The sequence below is a fragment of the Azospirillum sp. 11R-A genome, from assembly GCF_049472615.1.
GTDB lineage: Bacteria > Pseudomonadota > Alphaproteobacteria > Azospirillales > Azospirillaceae > Azospirillum > Azospirillum palustre.
This window is the reverse complement of sequence record NZ_JBCEBL010000004.1, coordinates 116223-128942: the sequence shown is the minus strand read 5'-3', so window position 1 is coordinate 128942 and position 12720 is coordinate 116223. Positions and strand designations below refer to the sequence as shown.

The window sequence follows — 12720 nt, the reverse complement described above, 5'->3', positions numbered from 1 at the left end:
GATGGCGCTCTGCGAAAGCCTGCTCCAGGCGATGGAGGAGGCCGGTCGGACGAATGGATTCAGCCGCGTGACCAAGGTCCGGCTGGAGATCGGCCGCTTCGCCGGGGTGGAGGTGGAGGCGCTGCGCTTCGGCTTCGACGTGGTGACGCGGGGATCGCTGGCCGACGGGGCGGAGCTGGTGGTGCTGGAAGTGCCGGGCCGCGGCTGGTGTTTCGACTGCAACGACACGGTGGATCTGGACGACCGGCTGTCGTCCTGCCCACACTGTGCCGGCAGCCGGCTGCATCCCAACGGCGGCACCGAAATGACGATCAAGGATCTTGAGGTTGAGTGAGGCGAGGTCGAGAGAGGCAGGCCCGATGAGGAAGGACCCCGCGCGATGACCGATCCCGCCCGCCCCGGCATTTTGGTGGTGGATGACGAGCCGCGCTCCGTCGAGGTCATCGCCCGCCTTCTGGACGAGGAGTTCGAGGTCTTCACCGCCCTGTCGGCGGCGGAGGGCCTGCGCCTGCTGGAAACCGAATGGATCCAGGTCGTCTTCTCCGACCAGCGGATGCCGGAGGTCAGCGGCGTAGAGTTCCTGACCCAGGTCCGCGAGCGCTGGCCCGACGTGGTGCGCATCGTGATCACCGGCTACATCGACCCCGAGGACATCATCGGCGCCATCAACACCGCCGGCATCCACCAGTTCATCACCAAGCCCTGGCACCCCGACCATCTGCTGCTGACCGCCCGCAACGCTGCGAAGCTCTACCGGCTCCAACGCGAGCATGACCGTCTGACCAGCGAGCTGAAGCTGCTGCCGCCGCTGGCCGAGACGCGGGTGGCGACCAGACGCGAGCGGGTCCGGCAGTCCTACCGTTTCGACGGGCTGATCCGTGCCGAGGGCAGCCCGGTTGACGAGGTCTGCCGGCAGGCCGAGCGGGTTTCGGGCTTCAACGTCCCGGTTCTGGTGCTGGGGGAGACGGGCACCGGCAAGGAGCTGCTGGCCCGCGCCATCCATTACGGCAGCCCGCGCTCCGACCAGCCCTTCTACTGCGAGAATTGCGGCGCCATCCCGGACGAGCTGCTGGAAAGCGAACTGTTCGGCCACAAGAAGGGCGCCTTCACCGGCGCCCACAGCAACCGCGTCGGCCTGCTGGAGCAGGCGGACGGCGGCACCATCTTCCTCGACGAGATCGGCGACATCAGCCCGGCCTTCCAGGTCCGGCTTCTGCGCTTCCTGCAGGAGGGCGAGATCCGGCCGGTCGGGTCCAACGAGACCCGGCGGGTCGATGTCCGCGTCGTCGCCGCCACCCACCGCGACCTGACCGCCGAGGTGAAGGCCGGCCGCTTCCGCGAGGATCTCTATTACCGGCTCAGCACCATGACGCTGACCATGCCGCCCCTGCGCGACCGGCCGGACGACATTCCGGTCCTGGCCCGCCATATCCTGGATCGGCTGTCGACCGCCCACGGCAAGCCGGTGAGCGGCTTCGCCGCCGACACGCTGGCCTGCCTGGAATCCTATGGCTGGCCCGGCAATGTGCGCGAGTTGCAGAACGAGATCATGCGCATGCTGGTGCTGTGCGAGGGCGACACTCTGGATGCCGATCTGCTGTCCGACCAGGTGCTGCGCGGCGCGGCGCTGAATGCCCGCCCGGCCTCGCCGGAGGACGGGCCGCTGCCGCCGCTCGACCTGATCGGCCAGGGCGGGCCGCTGAAGTCGCGGATCGAGCGGGTGGAGGCCGGCATCCTGATGGAAACGCTGGTCCGCTGCCGCTGGAACAAGAGCAAGGCCGCCGACGAGCTGGGCCTGTCGCGCATGGGCCTGCGCGCCAAGCTGGAACGCTACGGCATTGAGCGCGGGCCGGCACAGCGGCACTGAGCATTTCAATTGCCCTTTCCCGGGACGGGAGAGGGCACATTCCCGGATCACCCAAAACCACAAGAACCCCGAGGAGCCGTTCGATATGTCGAAAATCACCCGCCTCGCCGCCGTCTCCGCGGCCATAGCGCTTGCCGCCACCCCGGCGCTGGCCCATCCCGGCCATCTCGCCGGGGCCGGCTTCCTCGATGGTGCCGCGCATCCGCTGGGCGGGCTCGACCACCTGATCGCTATGGTCACGGTCGGCGTCTACGGCGCCACCATCGGCGGCCGTGCCGTTCTGGCGGTGCCGGGGGCCTTCCTGGCCGCCATGCTGGCCGGCGGGCTGTTCGCACTGGCGGGCGGAGAACTGCCGCTGGTCGAGCCGGCCATCTATGCCTCCACCGTCGTGCTGGCGCTGCTGTGCGTCATGCCGATGTCGCGCAACAGCCTGATCGGCGTCGTCTTCGCCGCCGGCTTCGGCCTGTTCCACGGCTTCGCCCATGGGGCGGAGATGCCGGCCGACGCCGCAGCGCTCGGCTATGCCGCCGGCTTCCTCGCCAGCACCGCCGGGCTGCATGCGGCCGGCGTGGCAATCGGCTGGGCGCTCCACCGCCTGATCGGCCGGCCGGAAGGGGATGGCCGGACGGCCTGACCGCCACCGGCAACGGACTTTCCACCCCGGCCGCCGTTTCGGCCGGGGAGTTGCCAGCGACGACGGTCCCTACAGCCTTGTGACCGTTGGTTTGCCAAATGTTCGTACTACGGCACGATTGTTGCCTATGCCCGCGGGAGAAGCGCACCGGACCCTCGCACGCCGGTGCTGCCCGACGGGAGAAAACAAACCGATGGCAACGCTGGAAACCTTCTACGAGGTGATGCGGCGGCAGGGGATCACACGCCGTTCGTTCCTGAAATACTGCTCGCTGACCGCCGCGGCCCTGGGGCTGGGGCCGGAACTGGTACCGCAGATCGTCCACGCCATGGAAACCAAGCCGCGCACACCGGTGCTGTGGCTGCACGGGCTGGAATGCACCTGCTGTTCCGAATCCTTCATCCGCTCGGCGCACCCGCTGGTGAAGGACGTGGTGCTGTCGATGATCTCGCTGGACTACGACGACACGCTGATGGCGTCTGCCGGCCACCATGCCGAGGCGATCCTCGACGAGGTGATGGAGAAGTATAAAGGCAATTACATCCTGGCGGTGGAAGGCAATCCGCCGCTGAACCAGGACGGCATGTCCTGCATCATCGGCGGCAAGCCCTTCACCGACCAGCTGCGCAAGGTCGCCAAGGACGCCAAGGCGATCATCTCCTGGGGCTCCTGCGCCTCCTTCGGCTGCGTCCAGGCGGCACGCCCGAACCCGACCCGCGCCACCCCGGTGCATGAGGTCATCACCGACAAGCCGATCATCAAGGTTCCCGGCTGCCCGCCGATCGCCGAGGTGATGACCGGCGTCATCACCTACATGCTGACCTTCGACCGCATCCCGGAGCTGGACCGCCAGGGCCGGCCGAAGATGTTCTACAGCCAGCGCATCCACGACAAATGCTATCGCCGGCCGCATTTCGACGCCGGCCAGTTCGTCGAATCCTTCGACGACGAGGGCGCGCGCAAGGGCTATTGCCTCTACAAGGTCGGCTGCAAGGGCCCGACCACCTACAACGCCTGTTCCACCGTGCGCTGGAACGAGGGCACCAGCTTCCCCATCCAGTCCGGCCACGGCTGCATCGGCTGCTCGGAGGACGGCTTCTGGGACAAGGGGTCCTGGTACGCCCGCCAGTCCGACATCCTCCAGTTCGGGATCGAGGCCAACGCCGACCAGATCGGCACCACCGCCGCCATCGGCGTCGGCAGCATCATCGCCGCCCACGCGGCGGTCAGCGCCCTGAAGCGCGCACAGCACAAGGGAGACGTCTGACCATGGGCATCGTCCAGACCCCGAACGGGTTCTCGCTCGACAACGGCGGCAAGCGCATCGTCGTCGATCCGGTCACCCGCATCGAAGGGCACATGCGCTGCGAGGTGAATGTCGACAGCGACAACATCATCCGCAACGCCGTCTCCACCGGCACCATGTGGCGCGGCCTTGAGGTGATCCTGAAGGGCCGCGACCCGCGCGACGCCTGGGCCTTCGTCGAGCGCATCTGCGGCGTCTGCACCGGCTGCCACGCGCTGACCTCGGTCCGCGCGGTGGAGGATGCGCTCCAGATCCGCATCCCGAAGAACGCCCACCTGATCCGCGAGATCATGGCGAAGACGCTGCAGATCCACGATCACATCGTCCATTTCTATCACCTGCACGCGCTGGACTGGGTCAACCCGGTCAACGCGCTGAAGGCCGACCCGCAGGCGACCTCGGCATTGCAGCAGGCGGTGTCGCCGCGCCATGCCAAGTCCAGCCCCGGCTATTTCCGCGACGTCCAGACCCGACTGAAGAAGTTCGTGGAGAGCGGCCAGCTCGGCATCTTCAAGAACGGCTATTGGGACAACCCGGCCTACAAGCTGTCGCCGGAAGCCGACCTGATGGCGGTGACCCATTACCTGGAGGCGCTCGACCTCCAGAAGGACATCGTCAAGATCCACACCATCCTGGGCGGCAAGAACCCGCACCCGAACTACATGGTCGGCGGCGTTCCCTGCGCCATCAACATGGACGGCACCGGGTCGTCGGGCGCGCCGCTGAACATGGAGCGGCTGAACTTCATCCGCGCCCGCATCCAGGAAGCCACCGCCTTCGTCGAGAACGTCTATCTGCCGGACGTGCTGGCCATTGCCAGCTTCTACAAGGACTGGCTCTATGGCGGCGGCCTGTCAGCCACCAACGTCATGGACTATGGCGATTACGAGAAGGTGCCGTACGACCATTCGACCTGCCAGTTGCCGGGCGGCGTCATCCTGAACGGCAACTGGAACGAGGTCCATCCCATCGACCCGCGCGACCCGGCGCAGGTGCAGGAGTTCGTCGCCCACAGCTGGTACCATTACGAGGACGAGAGCAAGGGCCTGCACCCGTGGGACGGCGTGACCGAAGCCAAGTTCGAGCTCGGCGCCAACACCAAGGGTACCCGCACCGACATCAAGGAACTGGACGAGGCCGCCAAATATTCCTGGATCAAGGCCCCGCGCTGGCGCGGCCATGCGGTGGAGGTCGGTCCCCTGCCCCGCTACATCCTGGCCTATGCCCAGGGCGTCGGTTACGTGAAGGACCAGATCACCGAATCGCTGGGCGTCTTCAACACGTTGGCCGGCACGAACTTCACGCCGCAGCAGGCGCTGCCGACCACCATCGGCCGCACGCTGGCCCGCGCGCTGGAATGCCAGTACTGCTGCACCATGATGATGGACGACTGGAACGCCCTGATCGCCAACATCAAGGCCGGCGACACCGCGACCGCCAATGTCGAGAAGTGGGATCCGAAGACTTGGCCGAAGGAGGCCAAGGGCGTCGGCACCGTCGCGGCGCCGCGCGGCGGGCTCGGCCACTGGATCAAGATCAAGGACGGCAAGATCGACAATTACCAGTGCGTCGTCCCGACGACCTGGAACGGCAGCCCGCGCGATCCCAAGGGCAACATCGGTGCCTTCGAGGCTTCGCTGCTGAACACGCCGATGGCCCGCCCGGACGAGCCGGTGGAGATCCTGCGCACCCTGCACAGCTTCGACCCGTGCCTTGCCTGCTCCACCCACGTCATGGCGCCCGACGGCGCCGAACTGGCCCGCGTCACCGTGCGCTGACCGGCAACCGAGGAGGATTTAAGTCATGGCTCCTCTCGACGACGCGAAGCCGGTCGCGACACCGGACGAGGAAGGGACGGCCGCTCCGGCGGCCGGCCGCTTCCTGAAGGCGATCTATGTGTACGAGGTGCCGGTGCGGATCTGGCACTGGGTCAACGCGCTGGCGATCGTGGTTCTGTCGGTCACCGGCTACCTGATCGCCAATCCGCTGCCGACCATGCCGGGCGAGGCCAGCGCCAATTTCCTGATGGGATACATCCGCTTCGTCCATTTCGCTGCGGCCTACATCTTCGCCATCGGCTTCATCGGCCGGCTCTATTGGGCCCTCGTCGGCAACCACCATGCCAAGCAGCTGTTCCGCTTTCCCTTCTGGGACCGCCATTGGTGGGGGGAGCTGTTCCTGGAAGCCCGCTGGTATCTGTTCCTGGAGCGCAAGCCGAAGCTGTATGTCGGCCATAACCCGCTGGCGCAATTCTCGATGTTCTGGGCCATCGCGGTCGGCAGCCTCTTCATGATCGTCACCGGCTTCGCGCTCTACAGCGAGGGGGCGGGCCAGGGCAGCTGGCAGGACACGCTGTTCGGCTGGGTCATCCCGCTATTCGGCCAAAGCATGGACGTCCACACCTGGCACCATCTCGGCATGTGGGCGATCCTGCTGTTCGTGATCGTCCACGTCTATGCCGCGGTGCGCGAGGACATCATGTCCCGCCAGTCGATCATCTCCACCATGATCAGCGGCGTGCGCACCTTCAAGGACGCAGAAGCCCCGGCGGACGAGGAGCATGAGCGTCCGGTGAAGAAGGCGGCGCGGGCGGGCTGAGCCTGTCCCCGTCGGCACGCTGCACCGGTTGAAGATGCCGCTGTTCGGCTACAGGGCGAAGGATGCCGCCCATGCCTGACCGAGGCTGAGCCCGCCGTCGTTGGCGGGGGCCAGCCTCGGCAGCAGCGCCTCCACCCCGGCGGAACGGAAGCCGGCCATCAGTTCCTCCGCCAGCAGCGCGTTCATCAGGCAGCCGCCGGACAGCACCACCCGACCCATGCCATGGGCACGCAGCACCGGCAGCGTCCAGTCCACCAGAGCCGCCGCCAGCGTGCCGTGGAACAGCTCGGCCCCCTCCACCGCATCGGCGACGGTCAGCAGCCGTTCCAACAGGGGGGTGAGGTCCAGTTCGCTTCCGTCGATCCGCCACGCGCCCTCGGCAACGCGGATCTGACGCACGAGGGATTCCAGCGCCATCGGCGCCTCTCCCTCGAACCCAGCCACCGCGCGGATGCCCAGCAGGCCACAGGCGGCATCGAACCAGCGCCCGCAGGAGCTGGTGAGCGGCGCATTGATGCCGTGCTCGATCATCCGCCGGACACCCTCGGCCGGTCCATGCGCGGTGAATCGGGAGGCGATCTCATCGGCGCGTCCCATCCGGGCCAGGGCCGCAGCGGCCATGCGCCAGGGCTGGCGGGCCGCCACGTCGCCGCCGGGCTGGGCGAGCGGCGCAAGGCTGCCGAGACGCTCGGACCGCAGCCCATCGACCAGCAGCATCTCGCCGCCCCAGGACCCGCCATCCTCTCCCAGGCCGAAGCCGTCCAACGCCAGCCCTATTGCCGGCCCCTCGACCCGGTGTTCGGCCATCACAGCGGCGACATGGGCGTGGTGATGCTGGACCGGCACCGTCGGCAGGCCGCTCATTTCGGCAAAGCGGGTGGAGTGGAAATCGGGATGCCGGTCATGGGCGACCGCAACCGGCTCGACCCCCAGGATGTGCAGCAGATGGGCGACCGTTTCCTCCAGGAATCTCAGCGTCGCGGCGTTGTCGAGATCGCCGATGTGCTGGGACAGGAAAGCCTCGTCGCCGCGGGTGACGCAGACCGTCGTTTTCAGATGGCCGCCCACCGCCAGCACCGGCGCCACCGGATGGGCCAGCCGGATCGGCTCCGGCACATGGCCGCGGCCGCGGCGCAGGAAGGCGGGGGCGCCGGCCAGCCTGCGCACGACGCTGTCGTCGGCGCGGATGACGATGTCGCGGTCATGGTCGACGATCAGGTCGGCGATGCCGGCCAGCCTCTCCCGCGCCTCCGCATTGCCGATGGCCAACGGTTCGCCGCCGGGATTGGCGGAGGTCATCACCAGCGTCAGATCCTGCGGCAGGTCCAGCCAGCCGGTGCCGCCCGGCCGCCCGGCCGCTTCGTGGAACAGCAGGTAATGCAGCGGGGTATAGGGCAGCATGACCCCCAGCCAGGCCAGACCGGGAGCGATCTCGGGTGCCAGTTCGGGCCCATCGTCCCGCCGCCGCAGCAGAACGATGGGACGCGCCACCCCCTCCAGCAACGCCCGCTCGCCGGCGTCCATCCGGACATGCCGGGTGGCGGATTCGGTGTTGGCGACCATCAGGGCGAAGGGCTTGCCGTTGCGCTGCTTGACCCGCCGCAGCCGCTCCACCGCATCGGCCCGCGTGGCGTCACAGGCGAGGTGGAAGCCGCCCAGCCCCTTGATGGCAACGATCATGCCGGCACGGAGCGCGGCGACGATGTCTTCCGGCGGATGCGACAGGCAGGGGCCGCAAACCGGACAGGCCGTCGGTTGGGCGTGGAAGCGGCGGTTCGCCGGGTCCTCGTACTCGGCCAGACAATCCGGGCAGAGCGGAAAGCCGGCCATCGCCGTCTGCGGCCGGTCATAGGGGAGTTGCCGCGTGATGGTGTAGCGCGGGCCGCAATGGGTGCAGTTCAGGAAGGCATAGCGATGGCGGCGGTCGGCCGGGTCGAACAGTTCGGCCAGACATGCCGGGCAAACTGTTGCGTCAGGTCCGATGCCGGTCGCGACGGCGCCTGCGGACAGGCTGTGGCGGATTGCGAAGGAGTCCTCGCCGGACACAGGCGGAACAGCGTCGAACTCGACGGCATCGATCCGGGCCAGCGGTGGCGCCTCGGCCGACAGGGCTGCCCGGAACGCGCCAACGCCGTTGCCCTGTACCTCGATCAGCACGCCCTGCGGGTCGTTCAGCACCCAGCCGGTCAGGCTGAAACGCCCGGCGAGCGCATGGACATGCGGGCGGAACCCCACCCCCTGCACTCGCCCGCGCACACGGATCCTCAGCCGTTCGTCTTCATGTGACATGAGAGCCTGTCGAATGATCGTCGGCTGCGCCGACCCCCGATATCCTAACCATCTCCCCAAAAGGAAGAAGGGATTTCGCAACCATCCGGCACGGCGCCGGTTGACAGGGGGACATGCGGAACCGGAACGAAGATGCCGCCATGAGCGCAAGCAAGCACGAGAAGACCGACAGGCCGACCGATGCCGACCTGAAGAACAACCCGCAGATCGGCGGGTCGAAGGGCGCCCGCGCCGCCGGCATGACGCCGGACGACCTGGATCTGGCCCAGGGCGAGAGCACCTTCGAAGGCGATGTGGAAAACCAGACCAACGACAAGGGCGGCGTCGACAAGCCCTTCCGCGACGGCCCGCCGCTGCGGCCCCGTCAGGCCTGACGGTCGAGATCATCGGACGATGAAGGCGGCGCTCCACCAGGGCGCCGCCTTTTTCGTATCCGTGCCGGACAGCCATGCGAGGCGCTGCACGGCATGGGGTTGCCAAGCCCTGCGACATTCTGTTACGCCTGCCTTCATGCTGCATCGCGTCACGCCGCCCTGACGGCCTGCCCCACGCATTGACCTGAAGCCCGACCGCCCGATCAACCGGACGGCCGCCGCTTCGCAGCGACCCCAATTTCCGACGTTCATTCCCGATCATCGTCGACGGTAGCCCACCGTCCGGCCTTTGCCGGTGCGCCCTGCCGCCGTCCCGCCTTGAGCTTGCGAGACCCATGACCATCGATTTGCAACGGCTCCGCCAGGAGTGGTTCGGCAACACGCGCGGCGATCTGCTGTCCGGGCTCGTCGTCGCCCTTGCCCTGATTCCGGAAGCCATCGCCTTTTCCATCATCGCCGGGGTCGATCCGAAGATCGGCCTCTACGCCTCCTTCGCCATCGCCATGACAATCGCCATCGTCGGCGGCCGGCCCGGCATGATCTCCGCTGCTACGGCCGCAACCGCCGTGCTGATGGTCACGCTGGTCAAGGAGCACGGCCTTCAATATCTGCTGGCCGCCACCGTGCTGGCCGGTCTGCTGCAGGTTGGCGCCGGCTTCCTGCGGCTGGGGGCGCTGATGCGCTTCGTGTCGAAATCGGTGATGACCGGCTTCGTCAACGCGCTCGCCATCCTGATCTTCCTGGCCCAGCTGCCGGAACTGGTGGGGGTGCCGGCCGTCACCTATGCGCTGGTCGCCGCCGGGCTGGTGATCATCTATCTGCTGCCGCGGCTGACCAGGGCGGTCCCGTCGGCGCTGGTCAGCATCCTGGTGCTGACCGCAGTCACCATCGGCTTCGGGATCGACGTCCGCACGGTCGGCGACATGGGGGAATTGCCCAGCACCCCGCCCGTCTTCCTGCTTCCCGACATTCCGCTGACCCTGGAGACGCTGCGGACCATCCTGCCCTATTCCGCCGGCATCGCCGTGGTCGGGCTTCTGGAATCGCTGATGACCGCGGCCATCGTCGACGACATGACCGAGACCGGCAGCGACAAGAACCGCGAATGCGTCGGCCAGGGCATCGCCAACATGGTGTCCGGCTTCCTCGGCGGCATGGCCGGCTGCGCGATGATCGGGCAATCGGTGATCAATGTGAAGTCGGGCGGGCGGGGCCGGCTGTCGACCTTCTGCGCCGGCCTGTTCCTGCTGTTCCTGATCGTCGTGCTGGGCGACTGGGTGAAGCGCATTCCGATGGCAGCATTGGTGGCGGTGATGATCATGGTGTCGGTCGGCACCTTCAGCTGGCAATCCCTGAAAAGCCTGGTGACGCATCCGGGCAGTTCCAGCGCCGTGATGCTGGCGACGATCGCCGGCGTGGTCTTCACCCACAACCTCGCCATCGGCGTGCTGATCGGCGTTCTGCTGTCCGGCATTTTCTTCGCCGGCAAGGTCGCCCGGATGTTCCGCGTCACCTCCACCCTGTCGGAGGATGGCCGCACCCGCACCTATCGGGTCGAGGGACAGCTTTTCTTTGCCTCCGCCGACGATTTTTCCGCGGCCTTCGATGTGCGGGAGGCTCTGGACATGGCGGTGATCGATGTTTCCGGCGCCCATATCTGGGACATTTCCAGCGTCGCGGCTCTCGACGGCGTCGTGCTGAAGTTCCGCCGCGCCGGGACCGAGGTGCGGCTTGCCGGCCTGAACGCCGCCAGTGAAACCATCGTCGACCGGCTGGCGATCCATGACAAGCCGGAAGCCGGGGATCGCGCTCCGGCGCACTGATCGACGCCACGCCTCGAAAGGCTAGCGCCTTTTGCGGGAGCAGACGGGGCGCAACGGCAGGACCAGCTTTTTGTTGGCTGTGGGGCCTGGGCGGACGATGCTGGATTGCGCGTCGACCGGAAGCGCATCCCGCGCCCGACCGACGGCAGCATGCAGGAGGCAGGATGTCACCCGATCCGCAGCTGTTGGCGGTCGCCACGGCGTTGCCGCCCCACCGCTTCGAACAGGAAGAGACTCTGGCCGTCGCGCGGACGGTGTTCGCCCACCGGCTGCGCGACTTCGACCGGCTGGCCCCCGTCTTCGCCAACACCGGCATCCGCAGCCGCCATGCCGCCTGCCCGCTGTCCTGGTATCTTGAGCCCCATGGCTGGGCAGAGCGCGCTGCCGTCTTCGAGCGGGTGGCGCTGGAATTGCTGGAAGAGGCGGCCGGCAAAGCGCTGAGCGCGGCGGGGCTGCGCCCCGGCGATGTCGATGCCATCGTCTGCGCCACCACCACCGGCATCGCCACACCAAGCCTGGAGGCGCTGCTGCTCGACCGCATGGGATTCCGCCCAGACACCTTGCGGTTGCCGGTGTTCGGGCTGGGCTGCGCCGGCGGGGCGCTGGGGCTGGCGCGGGCAGGCATGATGGCACGGGCGATGCCGGGCCGCACCGTGCTGTTCCTGGTGGTCGAGCTGTGCACCCTGTCCCATCGGCCGGAAGAGGCGTCCGCCACCAATGTGGTGGCAAGCGCGCTGTTCGCCGACGGTGCCGCCGCCGCCCTGTTGCGGAGCCCCGTGGCAGGCGACGACACATCCGGACCGCGCCTCGTCGACAGTGCCGAGCACACCTGGCCCGGCACCCGGCGGATCATGGGGTGGCGGATCGAGGATGAGGGCTTCGGCGTCGTCTTCAGCCAGGACATTCCCCGCCTGATCCGCGAACGGCTGGCCCCGGTGGTGGACGGCTTCCTGACCGGGCGCGGCATGACCTGTGCCGATCTGGGCGGCGTGATCTGCCACCCCGGAGGTGCCAAGGTGCTGCACGCATTGACCGAGGTGCTGGCGCCCGCCACCGCGGGCATGGACGAGTCCTGGGCCGTGCTGGGCGACTGCGGCAACATGTCGGCGGCCAGCGTGATGTTCGTTCTGGAACGGCGGTTGCGGAGCGGAGCAGCCGGACCGCATCTGATGCTGGCGCTCGGTCCCGGCTTCACCGCCGGCCTCACCCTGCTGGACCTCTGAGGATTGAAGGGGTGACGATGGACGCATTCGGCTGGCCGCAGATCATCCTGGCCGCGGTCGCGGCGCAACGTCTGCTGGAACTGGCGGTCGCCCGCTGCAACACTGCCCGCCTGCTGGCCGACGGTGCGCGGGAGGTCGGAGCCGGGCATTACCCTCTGTTCGTCGCACTGCATGCCGGATGGCTGCTGGCGCTGTTTCTGGCAGTCCCGGCCGACGCGCCGGTGAATGGCTGGCTGTTGGCGCTGTTCCTGCTGCTCCAGGCCGGGCGGGTTTGGGTGATCGCGACGCTCGGCCGCTTCTGGACGACGCGGATCATCACGCTGGACAGCGCGCCGCTGGTCCGCCGCGGCCCCTTCCGCTGGGTCCGGCATCCCAACTACCTCGTGGTGGCCGGGGAGTTTGCGGTGCTGCCGCTGGTCTTCGGCGAGCTGTGGATCGCGATCGCGGCAAGCCTGCTGAACATTCCGCTGACCGTCCATCGCATCCGGGTGGAAGAACGGGCCCTGAGAGGACGCGACGGAACCGCAAGCGGTGCCGGGGGTTGGACAGGATGGAGCAGCCGGCGCACCCCGCCGGCGGCCTGACGCCCAGATTCCTGAGACAGGA

Annotated in this window: 11 protein-coding genes; 10 read left to right on the top strand and 1 reads right to left on the bottom strand. The window is 67.9% G+C overall.

The features are described 5' to 3' along the window. The first annotated feature begins 1 nt into the window (after position 1). The 6 genes from hypA (at position 2) to cybH (ending at position 6405) form a co-directional block, all read left to right on the top strand. A complete protein-coding gene (hypA, locus tag VH569_RS08175) occupies positions 2–334 on the top strand; it encodes a hydrogenase maturation nickel metallochaperone HypA (protein ID WP_423314892.1) in 333 nt (110 codons plus the stop codon). A gap of 45 nt (positions 335–379) precedes the next feature. Then, positions 380–1867 (top strand): sigma-54-dependent transcriptional regulator, encoded by a 1488-nt coding sequence (locus tag VH569_RS08170; protein ID WP_423314891.1) that lies wholly within the window; start codon positions 380–382, stop codon positions 1865–1867. An 85-nt stretch (positions 1868–1952) separates the two neighbouring features. Then, positions 1953–2501, top strand: a complete 549-nt coding sequence (locus tag VH569_RS08165; RefSeq protein WP_423314890.1) for a HupE/UreJ family protein — start codon at positions 1953–1955, stop codon at positions 2499–2501. A 193-nt stretch (positions 2502–2694) separates the two neighbouring features. Further along, the gene (locus VH569_RS08160) at positions 2695–3768 is read left to right on the top strand and encodes a hydrogenase small subunit (RefSeq protein ID WP_174469319.1); all 1074 of its coding nucleotides are present in this window, start codon (positions 2695–2697) and stop codon (positions 3766–3768) included. A gap of 2 nt (positions 3769–3770) precedes the next feature. Beyond that, a complete protein-coding gene (locus VH569_RS08155; RefSeq protein ID WP_423314889.1) occupies positions 3771–5585 on the top strand; it encodes a nickel-dependent hydrogenase large subunit in 1815 nt (604 codons plus the stop codon). Positions 5586–5610: 25 nt separating this feature from the next. Further along, positions 5611–6405, top strand: a complete 795-nt coding sequence (cybH, locus tag VH569_RS08150; RefSeq protein ID WP_423314888.1) for a Ni/Fe-hydrogenase, b-type cytochrome subunit — start codon at positions 5611–5613, stop codon at positions 6403–6405. Positions 6406–6453: 48 nt separating this feature from the next. Here cybH and hypF read toward each other — a convergent pair whose 3' ends face one another. Then, complete coding sequence (gene hypF / locus VH569_RS08145; protein ID WP_423314887.1) at positions 6454–8694, bottom strand: carbamoyltransferase HypF; 2241 nt, start codon at positions 8692–8694, stop codon at positions 6454–6456. 140 nt (positions 8695–8834) lie between these two features. On the opposite strand from hypF, the gene VH569_RS08140 reads away from it, so the two are divergent. The 4 genes from VH569_RS08140 (at position 8835) to VH569_RS08125 (ending at position 12698) form a co-directional block, all read left to right on the top strand. Then, positions 8835–9068: a hypothetical protein gene (locus VH569_RS08140; protein ID WP_423314886.1), complete on the top strand. Its 234-nt coding sequence runs from the start codon at positions 8835–8837 to the stop codon at positions 9066–9068. A 335-nt stretch (positions 9069–9403) separates the two neighbouring features. Continuing rightward, entirely contained in the window at positions 9404–10891 is a 1488-nt protein-coding gene (locus VH569_RS08135; RefSeq protein WP_423314885.1) for a SulP family inorganic anion transporter, read from the top strand. A gap of 164 nt (positions 10892–11055) precedes the next feature. Continuing rightward, positions 11056–12114 carry a type III polyketide synthase gene (locus VH569_RS08130; protein WP_423314884.1) on the top strand — a complete coding sequence of 353 codons (1059 nt, stop codon included), beginning with the start codon at positions 11056–11058 and terminating at the stop codon, positions 12112–12114. A gap of 17 nt (positions 12115–12131) precedes the next feature. Continuing rightward, positions 12132–12698, top strand: coding sequence for an isoprenylcysteine carboxyl methyltransferase family protein (locus VH569_RS08125; RefSeq protein WP_423315090.1), 567 nt, complete (start codon positions 12132–12134; stop codon positions 12696–12698). The last annotated feature ends 22 nt before the right edge of the window (positions 12699–12720 follow it).